The organism is Pseudomonas flavocrustae (assembly GCF_029872515.1).
Classification (GTDB): domain Bacteria; phylum Pseudomonadota; class Gammaproteobacteria; order Pseudomonadales; family Pseudomonadaceae; genus Chryseomonas; species Chryseomonas aestiva.
In genome coordinates this window covers 332,401-349,429 of record NZ_JAPDIQ010000003.1, presented here as the reverse complement: position 1 = coordinate 349,429, position 17,029 = coordinate 332,401, and the positions used below count along the sequence as shown (strand labels likewise).

Below are 17,029 nucleotides of genomic sequence, written 5' to 3'. Positions count from 1 at the left end.
ACGTGAAGGATCCAGTTCCGACCCGTCAGGAGGGGCGCGGGTTCTAACGGCGGCGTGCGGTGAGTAGCAAACTGGCCAAAAGGCCGGCGACCAGGCCCCAGAAGGCCGAGCCGATCCCGGCCAGGGTCAGGCCCGAGGCGGTGACCAGGAAGGTGATGAGCGCCGGCTCGCGCTGGCCAGGGTCGGCCAGGGCGCCGTGCAGGCCATTCATGATGGAGCCGAGCAGCGCCAGGGCAGCCACCGAGATCACCAGCTCGCTCGGCAGGGAGGCGAACAGCGCCGCCAGGGTGGCGCCGAACAGCCCGGCGATACCGTAGAAGAGTCCGCACCAGACCGCCGCTGTATAGCGTTTGCTGGCATCTTCATGGGCCTGGGGGCCGGTGCAGATCGCCGCGCTGATGGCCGCCAGGTTGATGCCATGGGAGCCGAAGGGCGCCAGCAGCAGCGAGGCGAGGCCGGTGGTGGCGATCAGCGGCGAAGCCGGAACCGCATAGCCATCGGTACGCAGCACGGCGATACCCGGCATGTTCTGCGAGGCCATGGCCACCACGAACAGCGGGATGGCGATGCCGATGGTGGCCGCCAGGGAAAAGGTCGGGGTGGTCCACACCGGCACCGCCAACTCCAGCCGCAGACTGTGGAAGTCCAGCAACCCCAGCCCGGCGGCCAGCAGCAGGCCGACTACCAGGGCGACCAGTACGCAGTAGCGCGGCCACAGCCGCTTGGCCACCAGATAGGCCACGGCCATGCCCAGGACCAGTGCGGTCTGGTGCTGGGCCGCGGCGCAGATCTCGATACCGATGCGGAAGAGGATGCCGGCCAGCAGGGCAGCGGCGAGTGCTGGCGGTACCCGGCGCAGCAGACGGTCGACGCTGCCGGTGAGACCGCAGAGGGCGAGCAGTACGGCGCAGATGACAAAGGCGCCGATGGCGTCGCTGTAGGGTACCGACGGCAGGCTGGTGACCAGCAGCGCAGCGCCGGGGGTCGACCAGGCGATGACGATGGGAGTGCGGTATTTAAGCGACAGGCCGATGGTGGTCAGGGCCATGCCGATGGACAGCGCCCAGATCCATGAGGAGATCTGCCCGGTGCTGAGGCCGGCATTCTGGCCCGCCTGGAACATCAGCACCAGGGAGCTGGTGTAGCCCACCAGCATGGCGACGAAGCCGGCGACCACGGCGGCGGGGGAGGTATCGGCCAGCGGGGTAAGGCGTTGTGGAGCCGCGTGCATCGAAAAACCTCAGTGATGGCCGAACAGGATGGGGTAGAGGGACAGCACCAGCAGCAGCGCCATGCTCCAGTTGAACAGCCGCAGGCGTGCCGGACTGCTGAGCAGACGGCGCAGGCCCATGCCGAACAGCGTCCAGAGGCTGACGCTGGGCAGGTTGATCAGGGCGAAGAGCAGGGCGACCAGCAGCAGATTGGCGGTGAAGTTCTCGGCCGGAATATAGGCGGTGACCGCACCGATGGCCATCACCCAGGCCTTGGGGTTCACCCACTGGAAGGCCGCTGCCTGGAAGAAGCCGAAGGGCTTGCCGCTGCCCGACTCCCGCGGCGTCGGGGCAGCGGCGGTGGCCAGTTTCCAGGCCAGATACAGCAGATAGCCGCCGCCGATGACCCGCAAGGCGATCTGCAGCGGTGGATAGAGCACGAACAGCTGACCCAGGCCGAGACCGGTGCAGATGACCAGCAGCATGTGGCCCAGGCTGATGCCGAACATGTGCGGCAGGGTCCGCCGAAAGCCGAAATTGACCCCTGACGCCAGCAGCATCATGTTGTTGGGGCCGGGCGTGGCGGAGGAGACGAAAGCGAAGAGCATGAAGGCGGTGAGCAGTTCGACGGTCATGAGGGCATCCCTGGGCTTTGCGCCAGCTTAGCCAGGCGTCCCTGGCGGGTATCCGTACACCGAGGTCGCGAACCAGCGGTACAGTTTTCAGGAGTCGACCGAGGGTAGCGAACTGTCCTGGCTACCTTCGGCCTCATGGCGCCCGGCCAGCGCCTGGTTGAAGGCCAGCCAGCCTTCGGCGGCGTCCGCTCCGGCCATGGCCAGGGCGGCCTGCACCAGACGCATCTGCTCGCGTCTAAGGGTCTGCTCCAGCGCGGCGCCGCCGCGGGTGAGCGACAGCCGTCGCTTGCGCTTGTCCGCCGCGTCCGTCGCCATGGCCACCAGTTGCATCTCCAGCAACTGCCGCAGCGGAATGTTCAGCGCCTGCTTGCTGACGTTGAGCACGTCCAGCAGGGCCTTGTTGCTCAGTCCCGGTTCGCGAGCGATGAAGAACAGGATGCGCTGGTGGACCCGGCTCAGGCCGCGCCGCGCCAGCATGTCGTCGGCCTTGGCGGTGAACGCCTGATAGCCGAAGAAGAAGGTCTCCATGACCAGGCGCTGCTGGGTGGTCTGATTTAGGTCAAGCATATTGACTTGTCTTTCCGGAGTGCATTAGGGTCGGTCAAGTAGTTTGACTCATTAGCCGGCCACGGGCCACAGGAGGGCAGATGGCATTTTCCGAACGGGTAAGCCGACTCAAGAGCAGCCTGATCCGCGACATCCTGGCGGCAGCGCAGCGTCCGGAGGTGATGTCCTTCGCCGGCGGCCTGCCCGCCGAGCGCTGTCTGCCGGCGGTGGACTGGAGCCGGATGCCGGCCGGCCTGGGTCAGTACGGCATGAGCGAGGGCGAGCCGGCGCTGCGCGAAGCCATCGCCGCTCAGGCGCGCGGCTACGGTCTGGACTGCACGGCGGACCAGGTGCTGGTGACCACGGGTTCGCAGCAGGCCCTGGACTTGATCGCCAAACTCTATCTCGACGTCGGCACGCCGGTGCTGGTGGAAGGCCCCACCTATCTCGCGGCGCTGCAGAGCTTCCAGTTCTTTGGCGCGGATTGCCTTGAAGTCAGTCTGGCCCCGGAGGGGCTGGATCTGGCTGCCTTGCGTCTGCAGCTGGAACGGCGGCGTCCGGCCTTCGCCTATCTGATCCCGACCTTCCAGAATCCTTCCGGCGTGCGCTATTCCGCGGCCAACCGAGCGGCGGTGGCGGCCCTGCTGGACGAGTACGCTGTGACCCTGGTCGAGGACGAGCCCTACCGGGAGCTCAGCTATGACGGCGCGCCGGCGCGACCGCTCTGCGCCCAGCTCCGACGCAGCGCCTGGATCCACACCGGCAGCCTGTCGAAGACGCTGCTGCCCGGTCTGCGCGTGGGCTATCTGATCGCCTCGCCCGACCTGCTCAAGCCCCTGCGGGCGCTCAAGCAGGCCGCCGATCTGCATACCTGTCGCATGAGCCAGTGGCAGGTACAGCAATGGCTGGGCAGCGAGCGCTACGCCCAGCACCTGGAGGAGGTGCGGGCCTTCTACCGTGAACGCCGCGATGGCTTCGCCCTGGCGCTGACACGACATTTCGGCGATATCGCCGATTGGCAGATTCCGCAGGGCGGTCTGTTCTTCTGGTTACGGCTGAAAACGCCCCTGGATACCCGTACGCTGCTGGACGCCGCCCTGGCGCAGGATGTCGCCTTCATGCCGGGCGAGCCGTTCTTCGCCGAGCCGGAGCGTCACCGCGGTCTGCTGCGGCTCAATTTCAGCCACGTACTGCCCGAGCGGCTGGACACGGGCCTCGCCCGCCTGGCCGGCGTGATCCGGGAAGCCACCCCCTCTAACAAGGAGCTGTGAGATGTATCGGGTCTATGGCGATCGTCGTTCCGGCAACTGCTACAAGGTGGTGCTGATGCTGCACCTGCTCGGCGTGGAGTATCGCTGGCACGAGGTCGATATCCTCGCCGGCGAGACCCGGAGCGACGCCTTCCTGGCGAAAAATCCCAACGGCAAGATTCCGGTGCTGGAGCTGGAAGACGGCACCTGCCTGTGGGAGTCCAACGCCATCCTCAACTTCCTCGCCGACGGCACGCGCTTTTTGCCCAGCGAGCCGCGCCTGCGGACCCAGGTACTGCAATGGCAATTCTTCGAGCAATACAGCCACGAGCCCTATGTGGCGGTGGCGCGTTTCATCCGGCTCTACCAGGGGCTGCCGGCGGAGCGCCTGGAGGAGTACGAGGTCTGCCAGGTACGCGGCTACAAGGCCTTTCGGGTGATGGAGCAGCAGCTGCAACGCACGCCCTTCCTGGTCGGGGAGCAGTACTCGATCGCCGACATCGCGCTCTATGCCTATACCCACATTGCCCATGAGGGCGGCTTCGGACTGGACGACTATCCGGCGATCCAGGCCTGGCTGGCGCGCGTGGCAGCGCAGCCGGGACATGTCGCCATCGGCTGAAAGGCGAACAGGGGAGCCGGGCTCCCCAGGGGATGCCAGGGCGTGATCAGCGGGCGCTGACCACGAATTGCCAATACTGGTTGAGGCGACGCTCGCCACCATTGGCGGTCAGCAGCACCGAGGATGGCGGCTTGGACTGCAGCTCAGGCAGGGATTTCATCAGCGTCAGCCAGTTGCTGTAGTAGGTCTGCAGACAACGTCGGGCGGTGCCGTTGTTCTGCAGGGAGGTGAGGGCTCGCTGATAGGCCGGCTCGATCTGCGACAGCGCCTGGACGACGCAGGTGTCGGTATCGGAGAAGCGGGCAGTGTCGCCAATGCGCGTTCCGGCGATCACCGCCTTGTTCGCGCAGCTCTTGAAGGCAATCATGCTGGCCTGCTCGAATTGCAGGGCATTCTGATCCATGGCGAAGGCGGGTGCGCTGCAGACGGCGGCGGCAACGAGGGCAAAGGCGTAAAGGTGGCGTTTCATGTGGCGTCCCTGACTACGTCGGTACAACGTGGTTGCATCAATGCACAGCGGCAGACTGCGCCGCCGAACGAATGTTCAGCGCGCAAGGCGGCAAAGCGCCATCAGGTGAATTCCACCAGACCGACGGTAGTGAAACCTATGAACAGGGCGGTCAGAGCGACCATGGCGAACGCCAGGAGATAATCTTCCATCAGGGCTTTCCCTACTACGATGACGGCAGTAGGACCGATGGCAAATGGCCAGGTTCTGGCGAGGTCGAGAGCGAGAGCGGCTGGCCGACGAAAGGTCGTCAGGCCGGGGGGAGGGTGACGACGCCCGGTGGACGTCGTCACCGTGGCATCACTCTTCCAGACGGTTCTTGTCGAGTTGCTTGGCCAGGCCGGCGCCCAGGTCGGCACCCGTCACCGGCGCGGCGTTCGGATCTGACATCGTGCGGGTGGCGAGCTGTTCGATCGCCTTGGCCTGCATCGGAGGCAGCTTGACGCTGGCCAGGCCATCGCCGCCGTCCACGGCCGGTCCGGGCTGTTCGACGAACTCCCAGTCCTGACCCTGATTCCAGGGTCCACGCATGTCGCCTTCGCCTTGCGACATATTGTAGTAGACGCTGGCGAATTCGGGACGGGGTGGCATCTTGCCCTGGGGGAAGTTGGGCTGAATGGAATGCAGCGCGTTCTCGAAGGATTTCTGGTGCGCGATCTCGCGGGTCATCAAAAAGCTCAGGGTGTCCTTGATGCCGGCATCGTCGGTGACATTGATGAGGCGCTCGTAGACAATCTTGGCCCGGGCTTCGGCAGCGATGTTGGACCTGAGATCGATGGTCGGTTCACCGATGGTGTCGATGTAGGCCGCGGTCCAGGGTACGCCAGCCGAATTGGTCAGGGCCGGACCACCACCATAGAGAATCTGGGTGAGGTGGGAGTCGTTGCCGGCACCGGTCAGCGAGCGGTACAGGTCCGCTTCGTCCTGGGTCTTTTCCGCCAGGTCGCCCTTGGCACCCTTGTTCAGCATGGCGATCATCGAGCCGATGATTTCCAGGTGGCTGAGCTCTTCGGTGGCGATGTCGAACAGCATGTCTTTGCGGCCCGGGTCGAGCTCGGCTATCGCCTGGGTGAAGTAGCGCATGGCGGCGGCGAGTTCGCCTTGGGGGCCGCCGAATTGCTCCAGCATCAGGTTGGCCAGGCCGGGATTGGGCTCGGACACGCGCACGGTGTATTGCAGTCGCTTGTTATGGACGAACATGTAACCTCCAGGGGCTAGTCACGGTATAACTCGGGCGGTTCAGCGCTTCGCGGTCAGATCGGGATCGGCGGAGCGTTCGAGGAAGGCACGGGTGGTGGCGGGCAGGTCTTCCAGCAACCAGGCTGCCATGGCCTTCTCCTGTTCGAGGATGCGTTCGCAGGCCTGCTGCGTTTCGGTGTCGCCGATCTCCGCAGCCGCCGCGATCAGCGTGGTGTAGGTGGCAATCTCGATGTTCTCGAAGACATAGCCGGCGATGGCGCCCTTGATGACCTCATCGCTCATGGGCGCGCCGCCAAGGGCCTGGCCCAGCGCCATCAACTTGCCGCCCATGTCCTTGAGGGTCGAGGCGCTGCTGCCATGACGACTCAGGCAGCCTTCGATGAGCTGGCGCTGCTCCTGGGTTTCCCTGATGTGCTGTTCGATGCGCTGGCGCAATTGCGGATAGTGCTCCAGCCGGGCGGACTGAGCGGAGAGCATCTTCTCGGCCTGTTCCTCCATGGCATGGGCATCGCGCAGCCAGTCGATGAGGTTGTCCTGCTTGGAAGCGGTCATGGAAAACTCCTGCTCGTGAAGAGGGGCGACAACGGGTTGGAGAGCCCCGCCAGATTGCGTACTGTCTGCTTATTAGTGGTCCTGGCTTAGCGAGAGATTCGCGTCGCGACAGTCTTTCGGATCGATGGGCAAACCCCGTGCGCTTTGTTTTACAAGCCCAGCGGCAGGGCGTTGTCTGGCAGGTCGGGTTATTGGACAGGGGGCTCGTGGCTGTACAACTCTTGTCCCAGTCAATCCGGGCCTTTAGTCATATCTTTGCCGTTCGCGCCCCTAGGGAAACCGTTCATTCCGTAGTTGCCGAAGCCCGGGGCATCTGTGTCAGGATTCGGGGAATGCACGGGAAGGAGTCAGCATGAAAGGGCCTGAGGAACAGTCGCCAGGTGCACGCCTGGCCAGGCCGTCGGAGACACGCTGGCCGGATCCGAATGCGCCGGGGTTGGCGGCGGAGCAGATCATCGCGCAACTGCGTGCAGCCGCTGCCGATGCCGACTGGGCCTGGTACCAGCGCCGTGGCAACTGGTCGTGCATGGCCACCGGCAATGGCGCCAGTGCCTGGCCGGAATTGCTCGACGACGAGGAACTGGCGCAGCTGTCGGTCAAGACCGGGCTCCGCTGCCATCCCACCGGCAGCGGCCCGACCCCGCTGGGCTGGTTGCTCGCCCGCCCCGATGACCACACCGATTTCGCCGCCCTGGCCCTGAGATTCGGCTTTGTCCTGCAGCGCCTGCAGCTGCAGCGGGCCCAGGCGATCCAGCAGGTGCTCTACGACATCACCTATCTGGCGAGTTCGACCCTGGATCGCCAGCTGTTCATGCAGCGTACCCACGAGCTGCTGGTCTCGCTGATCGATGCCGAAAATTTCTTCCTGGCGCTGCAGGACGCTGACTCGGAGCAGATCCACTATCCCTATTATTTCGACCAGCGCGACGAGAGTCCGCCCGAGCCCGGCTCCTTCGAATTGCTGGATCGCGAGCGGCCGTGCCTGACCGCCTATGTGCTCATGCACGGGACACCGCTGCTGCTGCCCAAGGAAGCCATCGAAGCGGCGCAGGTGTCAGGGCCCTACTATTGCCAGGGCTCGGTCCCCGAGTTCTGGATGGGCATCCCGCTCAAGGACGGTGCCGATCGCACCTTTGGCGTGCTCAGCCTGCAGGTCTACGATCGCGAGCGTCGCTACGGCCCCGAGGATCAGGCGCTGTTCCAGGTGATCGCCCGCGATGTGGCCATGGCCCTGGATCGCATCCTCCGGCGCGAATCCCTGGAAGCCACCGTGGGCCAGCGCACCCAGGAGCTTTCGGAGGTCAATGCTCGGCTGCGCGAGCAGATCGCCGAGCGCGAACGCGCCGAGCAGCTGCAGGCGGCGCTGTTTCGCATTGCCGAGCTGTCCAGCGCCAGTACCGACATGCCGGACCTCCTGGGCGGTCTGCACCGCGTCGTGGGTGAGCTGCTCTATGCCCACAACTTCTATATCGCCCTCTACGACGATGCCTCGGGGGAGGTGAGCTTCCCCTATTTCGCCGATGAGCGCCGTACCAGCGCACCCGTCGCCCGACGCGGCACCCGCGGCTATACCGAGTACACCATCCGCCAACGGCGACCCTGCATCATCGATCGGCACAAGGCCCGGCTGCTGATCGAGCAGGGCGAGATCACCCCGGTCGAGGGCACCCCGGAAGCCTGCTCCTGGCTGGGTATCCCCCTCTACGACGGCAAGCACGTCCGCGGCGTGCTGGCGGTACAGAGCTATCGCGAAGACGTCTACTACAGCCGGCGCGACCAGGAGCTGCTCACCTTCGTCTCGCGCCATATCGATACCGCGCTGTCCCGGCGCAGCGCCGCGGAAGCCATCCAGCAGTCGCGCCAGGCCCTGGAGGTCAGGGTGCAGGAGCGCACCCGGGCGCTGGACGCCGCCAACGCCCGACTGCTGTACGAGAACAACCACGATGCCCTGACCCGGCTGCCCAATCGCAGCTTCTTCCAGCAACGCCTGGGCGAGCTCTGGGCCGCGCTGGAGCGTGACGGGGCCGGTCTGGCGGTGATGTTTCTCGACCTGGACAGATTCAAGCGCATCAACGACCAGTTCGGCCATCCCTTCGGCGACCTGCTGCTGGTGGCGGCCGGTGAGCGATTGTCGAGCTGCCTGCGCGAGACCGACCTGCTGGCACGACTGGGCGGTGACGAATTCGCCATCCTGGTGCCCGGTGGCGGCCTGGATTCACCGGTAGCCATCGGCCAGCGCATTATCGAAGCCTTCGACCGGCCACTGGTGATCGACGACCACAGCCTGTTCACCTCCTGCAGCATCGGCATCGTGCTGGCCGATCCCAGCCTGCATCGCCAGCCGGATGACCTGCTGCGCGACGCCGATACGGCGATGTATCGGGTCAAGCAGGGTGGGCGCGACAACTTCGCGGTCTTCAACCAGGAACTGCGCCAGGTGGTGTCCGATCAGGTGGTCCGTGAAGGCGCGCTGCGCAAGGCGCTGAAGAATGGCAACGAACTGGAGCCCTTCTTCCAGCCGATCATCGACGTCACCAGCGGCCGCGTGGCGGCGCTGGAGGCGCTGATCCGCTGGCGTCAGCCGGACGGCAGCGTCCTGGCGCCAGGGGCCTTTCTACCCGAGCTGGAAGGCCTGCGGCTGATCGGTCGCCTGGATACCTACATGCTGACGCGCATCGCCGCCACCCTCGCCGAACCGGCCCAGGCGCACTGGCCGGTGGTGCACGTCAATTGCTCCAGCTACAGCATCGTGCGCCCGGAGTTCGCCGACGAGGTGCTGAGCATCCTGGCCGCGTATGGCGTGGCGCCGTCGCGGATCTGCCTGGAGTTGACCGAAGGTGCCCTGGTCGCCGAACCGGAACGCGCCAAGGCGGCCATGGAGGCCCTGGATCGCCATGGCGTCTCGGTGGTGCTGGACGATTTCGGCGCGGGCTTCTCGTCGCTGGGCTATGTCCACGAGTATCGCTTTCGCGGCCTCAAGATCGACAAGTCCTTTGTCCTGCGTCTGGCCGAGAGCGCACGCAGTGTCGCCATCGTTCGCGCCATCGTGCGCATGGCCGAGTCACTGGGGCTGGATGTGGTCGCCGAGGGCGTCGAGGACGCCCAGGCGTTGCAACTGCTCAGGGACATGGGTGCCCGCCACGCCCAGGGTTATTTCTTCGCCCGCCCGCTGGATCTGCTGGCGACCCGGCGGCTGCTGGCCAGGGCCGCCGACTAGAAGGCGACGCCGGCCATCAGGATCAGGTTGGTGTAGGGCTGGCACTCGCCGGTGCGGATCTGCACCCGTGCCTGGCGACACAGCGCCTTCATCTCGTCGTGGGAGACCAGCCGGCGGCTGCCCAGGGCGCCGCTCCCGGTCAGGCGTTCCAGTTCGCCCAGGGCCGGGGGCTGGGCGCTGAGGGTTTCCTCGGCGAGCAGATGGCTTTCCACCTGCATCTCGCTGAGCAGCGCCTGCAGCACACTGAGAAAGTCCGGCACGCCCGGGGTGACGGCCAGATCGACCAGCGGGGTGCCCGGCGGTACCGGCATGCCGGCGTCACCGATGACCACCAGGTCGCCGTGACCGAGACTGGCGACGGCCTGGGACAGGGCGATGTTGAGCAGAGAAGTCTTTTTCACCGGGCGAGCTCCTGGCGGGTGGGGATGGACGGCTGGGCGCCCGGGCGGGTGACGGCGATGGCGGCAGCCTGCTGGCCGAGGGCGATGGCGGCCTCCACGCTTAGACCTTCTGCCAGTCCGGCGGCGAAGCCCCCGAGGAAGGTGTCGCCGGCGGCGGTGGTGTCCACCGCCTTGACCGGCGTGGCCGGGTGGTGGCGGCAGCTGTCGGACGTGACCTGCAGCAGGCCCTGGCCACCCAGGGTCAGCAGCACCTGGCGGGCACCGGCGGCGACCAGCTGGCGCGCGGCGGCTTCGGCCTGCTCCAGGGTGTCCACCGGCAACCCGGTCAGCAGGCTGGCTTCGCTTTCGTTGGGCACCAGGTAGTCGATATGGGCGTACCATTCGGCCGGCAGCGGACCGGTGGCCGGCGCCGGATTGAGGATCACCGTCTTGCCCAGCGCATGGGCGCGGGCGAGGGCGTCGCCCACGGTGGCCAGCGGCACCTCCAGCTGGGCGATCACCAGCTTGGCCTGGTCGAGCACGCGCTCCTGGGCCTGCAGGTGCGCGGCGGACAGTTCGCCGTTGCCGCCGGCGACGATGACGATGGCGTTCTGGCCCTGGTCATCCACCAGGATGGACGCGATGCCGGTGGGGACATCGGCCGCCACCGAGACACCCTGGCAGTCGATGCCTTCCTGCACCAGGCTGCGGGTGAGGAAGTCACCGTAGGGATCGGCGCCGACGCAGCCGATCATGGCGACCCGGGCGCCCAGGCGTGCCGCGGCGACGGCCTGATTCGCGCCCTTGCCGCCGGGTGCGGTGGTGAAGGTATGGCCGGCGAGGGTCTCGCCGCCCTTGGGCAGGCGCGGGGTGCGCACCACCAGGTCCATGTTCAGGCTGCCGATGACGACGACGTCAGGGTGCATGGGAGGTCTCCAGAGCAGAGGGCGCCGCGGTGGATTCGCGCAGCACCAGCCGGGGTACGGCGATGTCGTGGGTGGAGGGGCTGCCGACCGTCTCGCGGCGCGCCAGCAGGAGCTGGGCGGCGCGCTCGCCAAGGTCGCGGATCGACTGGCCGATGGTGGTCAGGGCCGGATAGAGATAGCGGCTGAGTTCGATGTCGTCGAAGCCCACCACCGAGAGCTGGCCGGGGACGTCCAGGCCCAGCTCGGCGGCGGCGCGCAACACGCCCAGGGCGATGGTGTCGTTGCCGGCGAAGATCGCGGTCGGACGCTCCCCCGAGGCCAGCAATTCGCGGGCCGCGGCATGACCGGCGGCGGCGGTGAAGGGACAGCGCTGGATGGCGCCAGGCGCGATGCCGGCGTCCGCCAGGGCCTCCTGGTAGCCGGTGATCCGCTCGCTGGCGACGGGCGAGTCGGCCGGGCCACCGATGCAGGCGATCCGCCGATGGCCGAGCTCCAGCAGATGGCGGGTGGCGAGCAGGCCGCCCTGGTGGTGATCGATGCGGATATGCGCGGCCTGGACGCCGTCCAGCGGCCGGTCGGCCAGCACCAGCGGGATGCGCAGGCCGGCGAGGGCGCGGGCAAAGCGCGGATCGCCGTCCACGGTGGCGACCACCAGGCCGTCGATGCGGCGCTCCTTGAGCACCCGCAGATAGCGCAGCTGCTTGTCGGCATCGTCATCGGAATTGCAGAGGATGACGCTGTAACCCTGGCGCTCGCAGTGATCCTCGATCCCCCGCGCCAGTTCGGCGAAGTAGGGGTTGACCGCATTGGGCACCAGCACGCCGAAGGTGCCGGTGGCGCGACTGCGCAGGGAGCGGGCCACGCCACTGGGCACGTAGCCCAGCTCGGCGATGGCCGCCTCGACCTTTTTGCGGACGCCCGGACTGACCGGGCGACTGTTGTTCACCACGTGGGAGACGGTGGTGTAGGAGATGCCGGCGCGGGCGGCGACATCCTTGATGGTCGCCATCAGCCCTTGCTCTTGGCGCGCTGGCTGCGATAGGTGTCGAGGATCACGGCAACCACGATGACCGCGCCGGTGATGATGCGCTTGGTCGGCTCGCTGGCGCCGATCTGGGCCAGGCCTGCGGCCAGTACCGAGATGATCAGCACGCCGAAGAAGGTGCTGATCACCGAGCCGCGGCCGCCCATGAGGCTGGTCCCGCCGATCACCACGGCGGCGATCACCTGCAGTTCCAGGCCCACGCCGGCATTGGGATCGGCGGCTTCCAGGCGGGAGATCTGGAACAGTGCGGCCAGGCCCGCCAGCAGGCCCATGAGGGCGAAGACGATGACCTTGTAGGGCTTGGGATTGATCCCGGCCAGGCGCACCGCTTCCTCGTTGGTGCCGATGGCGATCAGGTAGCGCCCGAGCACCGAGCGGGTCAGCAGCAGCTGCGCGACCACGATCACCAGCAGGGCGATGACGAAGGAGGGCGAGATGCCGAAGGCGAAGGGCGTCGACAGCCAGGCGTAGGCATCGCCGATATAGGCGGTGCGCGAATTGGTCAGCTGGTAGGCGGCGCCACGGGCCATTTCCAGCACGCCGAGGGAGACGATGAAGGAGGGGATGCGCCAGGCCACGGTCACACTGCCGGTGAGGGTGCCGGTCAGGGCCGCGCAGAACATGCCCAGGGCGGCCGCCGGCAGGATGCCCCAGCCCCATTCCAGGGTGGCGACGCTGACCACGGCGGCGGCCAGGGCGACCACCGAACCCACCGAGAGATCGATGCCGCCGATGATCAGGATGAAGGTCATCCCGGTCGCTAGCACCATCAGATCGGGGATCTGGTTGGCCAGGGTGGTGAAGGTGGCGTAGGAGAGAAAGTGGCTGCTCATCAGGGAGAACAGCACGATCATGGTCAGCAGGGCAGCGGCCAGGCCGATGTAGGTGCCCAGGCCCAGGCCGAAGGCGCGCCGGGAAGAGGTGACGGGAAGGCTGCTCATCGAATGGCTTCCTGAGAAAGGGTTTGCGGCGGGACAGGTTCTTCCAGCAGGGCTTCGCGGGAGCGATAGCCGGCGAAGGCGGCGGCCAGCAGCCGCTCCTGATCCCAGTCATGGCGTTCAAAGGTGGCTTCCAGGCGGCCGGCGGAGATCACGCCGATCCGATCGCAGATCAGCATCAGCTCGCGCAGGTCGCTGGAGACCACGACCAGGGCCTTGCCCTGGCGGGTGAGTTCGGCCAGCAGGCCATAGATCTCGAACTTGGCGCCGACGTCGATGCCGCGCGTGGGTTCGTCGAACAGCATCACCTGGCAATCGCGTTCCAGCCAGCGTCCGATCACCACCTTCTGCTGGTTGCCACCGGAGAGTTCGCCCACGGGCTGGGTGCCGTCGTTGCAGCGGATGCGCATGCCCTTGATATGGCGCTCGGCCAGGGCCGCTTCGCGTGTGCCGCTGACCAGGCCCTGTCGCGCGACCTTGGCCATGTTGCCCAGGGCGATGTTGGCGCTGATCGGCTGGCTGAGCAGCAGGCCTTCGCCCTTGCGATCCTCGGTGATGAGGGCGATGCCCTGGCGCACTACCTTGGCCGGCGAACCCAGGTCGACCGGCTTGCCGGCCAGGTGCACCGTGCCGGAATCGGCGCGATCGGCGCCGAAGATCAGGCGCAGGAGTTCGGTCCGTCCGGCGCCGATCAGGCCGGAGATACCATAGATCTCGCCAGCGCGGACGCTGAAGGAGACATCCTGGACCTTGTCGGCGCGCGAGAGACCCTTGACCTCCAGCAGGGGCGGGCCGAAGCGGCGTTCGCCCATGTCGAGGTGCTCGCCGAGATCGCGGCCGACCATGAGGCTGACGATCTGGTCGGTGCCATACTCGGCCATGGGCGCATCGGCCACCTGCCGACCATCACGCAGCACCACCAGTTGCTGGGCGATGCGCTTGAGTTCTTCCAGGCGATGGGAGATGTAGACCAGGGCCACGCCCCGGGCGCGCAGGCGCTCGATCTGCTCGAACAGCAAATCCACCTCGCGCGAGGTGAGCATGGCGGTCGGCTCGTCGAGAATCAGCACCCGGCAATCGCCGATCAGGTTGCGGGCGATTTCCACCATCTGCTGGTGACCTACACCCAGTTCGGCGATGGCGGTATCCGGATCTATGGCCTCCAGGCCGACCTGGGCCATGGCCAGCCGCGCCTGCTCGCGCAACTGGCGGCGGTCGATCCAGCCCAGTCGCCGGGGCAGGCGATCGAGAAAGAGATTTTCCGCCACGGTGAGGGTGGGCAGCAGATTGAGTTCCTGCATGACCATCCGCACGCCCTGGGCTTCCGCCTCACGGCGGCTGCCCGGGGCATAGGGTCGGCCGAGGAAGCTCAGCTCGCCGGTGGTGGGTTGCACCAGGCCACAGAGGATCTTGGACAGGGTGCTCTTGCCGGCGCCGTTTTCCCCGGTGAGCGCCAGCACCTGGCCGGCGCGCAACTCCAGGTCCACGCCGCCGAGTACCGGCTGGGCATAGGTCTTGCCGATGCCACGGGCGCTGAGGATGACCTCGGACGACATGGGGGCTCTCCTTGGCTCAGGGCTGGGTGACGAGTTCGACCGGCGTCTCGATCACGCCGTCCTTGGCACCGGTGGGCTCGCCCTTGACCAGCTTGAGCGCGGCGTCGATACCGAACACGGCCTGCTTGGCGGCGAACTGGTCGGCGGTGGCGAGGACGCGACCGTCTTTCAGCATCGGGTGGATGGCCTTGATGTTGTCGTAGCCGACGATCTGCACCTGACCTTTCTTGCCCGCGGCCCGTACGGCGGAGACGGCGCCCAGCGCCATGCTGTCGTTGCCGGCCAGCAGGGCCTTCAGGTCGGGGTATTCGTTGAGCATGGCTGCGGCGACGGCGTTGCCCTTGTCGATTTCCCAGTTGCCGGACTGCACGCCGACGATCTTCATGCCGGCCGCTTCCATGGCGTCCTTGAAGCCTGCGGTGCGCTGCTGGGCGTTGGTGGTGGTGGAGACGCCCTCGATGATGCCGACCTGATCACCCTGCTTGAGCTGCTTGGCGAGGTACTCGCCCACCAGGCGTGCGCCCTTGCGGTTGTCGGGGCCGACGAAGGGAATGTCCAGGGACTTGGACTTGAGCACCTCGGGATCCAGGCGATTGTCGATGTTGACCACCTTGATGCCGGCGTCGCTGGCTTTCTTCAGCACCGGGACCAGCGCCTTGGAGTCGGCCGGGGCGATGACCAGGGCGTCGACCTTGGACACGATCATCTGCTCGACGATACGGATCTGGCTGGAGGTGTCGGTCTCGTCCTTGATCCCGTTCGAGATCAGATCGAAGTCGGCGGAATGCTCTTTCTGGTAGGTCTTGGCGCCGTCTTCCATGGTCAGGAAGAATTCGTTGGCCAGGGACTTCATGACCAGCGCGACCTTGGGCTTTTCGGCGGCCGTGGCATGACTGGCGGTGAGCGGCAGGATCAGCGAAGCGGAGGCGAGAGCGATAGCCGCCAGCAGGCGGGCAGGGCGAAAGGCCAGCATAGGGGAATCTCCGAATTCTTATGGTTCTTGTGGTCGCGCAAACGTTTGCGCGTTATCGAGGATGTCCGCTTCGCTGGTAGCTGTCAACGCGACTCACTACATGAATCGATTCAGCGCGCAGGGATGGCGGGTTGGCCCTGGCCGGGCGGGCACCGGTATACTGGGCAATCGTATTCAACCAGGCGCCCGGCGCCCAAGAGTCTCTGCCATGTCCTTTTCCGAATCCGCCCTGAAGTCCCTCATCCGTGCCGTGCCCGATTTTCCCAAGCCGGGGGTGATCTTCCGGGACATCACGCCACTGTTCCAGTCGCCCGAGGGGCTGCGCGCCGTCATGGCGGAGCTGCTAGAGCGCTATCGTTCGGCGACCTTCACCCACGTCGGGGCGCTGGATGCGCGCGGATTCCTCATCGGCCCGATCCTGGCCTACGAACTGGGCAAGCCGCTGGTGCTGTTCCGCAAGCAGGGCAAGCTGCCCGCCGAGCTGCTGACCGAGGTCTACAGCACCGAATACGGCGATTCGGTGATCGAGGTACACAAGGACAGCGTCGGTGCCGGTGATTCGGTGCTGCTGGTCGACGATCTCATCGCCACCGGCGGTACCCTCGTCGCCGCCGGCAACCTGATCCGCCGCCTGGGCGCCGAAGTCCACGAAGCCGCCGCCATCGTCGACCTGCCCGAACTGGGCGGCTCCAGGCGCCTAGAAGCCGCCGGCATCCCCACCTTCGCCCTGACGAGCTTCGCGCTGTCCGAGTATTGAGTTGCAGTCGATCGCGACCATCGCGGTCCGCACTGCTGTGCCTTTGCTCTCGTTTATCGCGGCCATGGGCCGCTCCTACAGGTACACCGAACAAATGTAGGAGCGGCCCATGGCCGCGATTGCGTCCAGCCCGTAGCGTGGAAAACCGCGTAGCGTTTTCCACCTGATGCCGATGCCCGTTCGTGGACAAGGCTGCGCCGTTGTCCACCCTACGACGGTGGTACCTTTGCGGGACCGGCCGCGTCTGCAGATCGCCATGGCCGTAAAAGGTCAATCAAGTCGTAGGTTGGGTTGAGCGCAGCGAAGCCCAACAGCTCCTGCCTTTGCATCGGTCCCGTTGGGCTTCGACGAGGGAGCCGTCTCGGCCCACTCTACGCTTCATCGCAACCCAGGCAGCCTGTCGTCAAAGCTCAGCCGTAGGCTTTTTGGGCGCCAGCGGATACAGATCCACCTCGTCCGCCAGCTTGGGCAGCTCGTCGAGGAAGGCGAGGGTGTGTGGCTGGTTGAAGTGGTCGTCCTGGGCGGCGACCGAGATCCAGCGGGCCTGGACCACCCAGACGTCATTGTCCTCGCTACCCTGGAATACCCGATAATCCAGGCACCCCTCGTCGTGCACTGCCACCGCGGCCAGATCCAGCAGGTGGGCGCCCAGCGCCTGGGAACGTTCGGGTTGGGCTCTGAACAGGGTAAGGCTGTGGACGTCCGCCATGGCG

The 17,029-nt window shown here is 66.4% G+C and carries 17 protein-coding genes; 4 read left to right on the top strand and 13 right to left on the bottom strand.

Translation table 11 applies throughout. From position 1 onward, the window contains the following. Positions 1-43 precede the first annotated feature (43 nt). The 3 genes from OMP44_RS09550 to OMP44_RS09540 form a co-directional block, all read right to left on the bottom strand. Entirely contained in the window at positions 44-1,231 is a 1,188-nt protein-coding gene (locus OMP44_RS09550; protein ID WP_273862024.1) for a benzoate/H(+) symporter BenE family transporter, read from the bottom strand. Between the two features lie 9 nt (positions 1,232-1,240). Next, entirely contained in the window at positions 1,241-1,846 is a 606-nt protein-coding gene (locus tag OMP44_RS09545; protein WP_133860624.1) for a LysE family translocator, read from the bottom strand. A gap of 87 nt (positions 1,847-1,933) precedes the next feature. Then, complete coding sequence (locus OMP44_RS09540) at positions 1,934-2,413, bottom strand: MarR family winged helix-turn-helix transcriptional regulator (protein WP_273862023.1); 480 nt, start codon at positions 2,411-2,413, stop codon at positions 1,934-1,936. Between the two features lie 80 nt (positions 2,414-2,493). Here OMP44_RS09540 and OMP44_RS09535 point away from each other — a divergent pair, with 80 nt between their 5' ends. Together OMP44_RS09535 and OMP44_RS09530 are read left to right on the top strand one after the other, a co-directional pair. Further along, the gene (locus OMP44_RS09535; RefSeq protein ID WP_187979354.1) at positions 2,494-3,663 is read left to right on the top strand and encodes an aminotransferase-like domain-containing protein; all 1,170 of its coding nucleotides are present in this window, start codon (positions 2,494-2,496) and stop codon (positions 3,661-3,663) included. Position 3,664: 1 nt separating this feature from the next. Then, positions 3,665-4,264 carry a glutathione S-transferase family protein gene (locus OMP44_RS09530; RefSeq protein ID WP_280307522.1) on the top strand — a complete coding sequence of 200 codons (600 nt, stop codon included), beginning with the start codon at positions 3,665-3,667 and terminating at the stop codon, positions 4,262-4,264. 46 nt (positions 4,265-4,310) lie between these two features. Here OMP44_RS09530 and OMP44_RS09525 read toward each other — a convergent pair whose 3' ends face one another. The 3 genes from OMP44_RS09525 to OMP44_RS09515 form a co-directional block, all read right to left on the bottom strand. Beyond that, on the bottom strand, positions 4,311-4,733 hold the full coding sequence (locus OMP44_RS09525) for a hypothetical protein (protein ID WP_273862020.1): 423 nt from the start codon (positions 4,731-4,733) through the stop codon (positions 4,311-4,313). A 339-nt stretch (positions 4,734-5,072) separates the two neighbouring features. Further along, entirely contained in the window at positions 5,073-5,972 is a 900-nt protein-coding gene (locus tag OMP44_RS09520) for a manganese catalase family protein (RefSeq protein ID WP_280307521.1), read from the bottom strand. A gap of 39 nt (positions 5,973-6,011) precedes the next feature. Further along, complete coding sequence (locus OMP44_RS09515) at positions 6,012-6,524, bottom strand: ferritin-like domain-containing protein (RefSeq protein ID WP_187979352.1); 513 nt, start codon at positions 6,522-6,524, stop codon at positions 6,012-6,014. A gap of 352 nt (positions 6,525-6,876) precedes the next feature. On the opposite strand from OMP44_RS09515, the gene OMP44_RS09510 reads away from it, so the two are divergent. Further along, on the top strand, positions 6,877-9,741 hold the full coding sequence (locus tag OMP44_RS09510) for a sensor domain-containing phosphodiesterase (RefSeq protein ID WP_280307519.1): 2,865 nt from the start codon (positions 6,877-6,879) through the stop codon (positions 9,739-9,741). On the opposite strand, the gene rbsD is transcribed toward OMP44_RS09510, so the two are convergent. The 6 genes from rbsD to OMP44_RS09480 are packed head-to-tail and all read right to left on the bottom strand — an operon-like array spanning position 9,738 to position 15,559. Further along, positions 9,738-10,142: a D-ribose pyranase gene (gene rbsD, locus OMP44_RS09505; RefSeq protein ID WP_273862017.1), complete on the bottom strand. Its 405-nt coding sequence runs from the start codon at positions 10,140-10,142 to the stop codon at positions 9,738-9,740. The two genes, OMP44_RS09510 and rbsD, sit on opposite strands and share 4 nt — an antisense overlap. Beyond that, positions 10,139-11,047 carry a ribokinase gene (gene rbsK, locus OMP44_RS09500; RefSeq protein ID WP_280307517.1) on the bottom strand — a complete coding sequence of 303 codons (909 nt, stop codon included), beginning with the start codon at positions 11,045-11,047 and terminating at the stop codon, positions 10,139-10,141. The genes rbsD and rbsK overlap by 4 nt, the downstream gene beginning before the upstream one ends. Then, entirely contained in the window at positions 11,037-12,056 is a 1,020-nt protein-coding gene (locus OMP44_RS09495) for a LacI family DNA-binding transcriptional regulator (protein ID WP_187979350.1), read from the bottom strand. The genes rbsK and OMP44_RS09495 overlap by 11 nt, the downstream gene beginning before the upstream one ends. Next, positions 12,056-13,033 carry an ABC transporter permease gene (locus tag OMP44_RS09490; protein WP_280307516.1) on the bottom strand — a complete coding sequence of 326 codons (978 nt, stop codon included), beginning with the start codon at positions 13,031-13,033 and terminating at the stop codon, positions 12,056-12,058. The genes OMP44_RS09495 and OMP44_RS09490 overlap by 1 nt, the downstream gene beginning before the upstream one ends. Then, positions 13,030-14,586, bottom strand: coding sequence for a sugar ABC transporter ATP-binding protein (locus OMP44_RS09485; protein ID WP_280307515.1), 1,557 nt, complete (start codon positions 14,584-14,586; stop codon positions 13,030-13,032). The genes OMP44_RS09490 and OMP44_RS09485 overlap by 4 nt, the downstream gene beginning before the upstream one ends. A 16-nt stretch (positions 14,587-14,602) precedes the next feature. Then, complete coding sequence (locus OMP44_RS09480; RefSeq protein ID WP_133860613.1) at positions 14,603-15,559, bottom strand: sugar ABC transporter substrate-binding protein; 957 nt, start codon at positions 15,557-15,559, stop codon at positions 14,603-14,605. 208 nt (positions 15,560-15,767) lie between these two features. Between OMP44_RS09480 and OMP44_RS09475 the strand changes: the two genes are divergently transcribed. Then, on the top strand, positions 15,768-16,316 hold the full coding sequence (locus OMP44_RS09475; RefSeq protein WP_187979347.1) for an adenine phosphoribosyltransferase: 549 nt from the start codon (positions 15,768-15,770) through the stop codon (positions 16,314-16,316). 403 nt (positions 16,317-16,719) lie between these two features. On the opposite strand, the gene OMP44_RS09470 is transcribed toward OMP44_RS09475, so the two are convergent. Continuing rightward, positions 16,720-17,025, bottom strand: a complete 306-nt coding sequence (locus OMP44_RS09470; protein ID WP_280307514.1) for a putative quinol monooxygenase — start codon at positions 17,023-17,025, stop codon at positions 16,720-16,722. Positions 17,026-17,029: the final 4 nt, after the last annotated feature.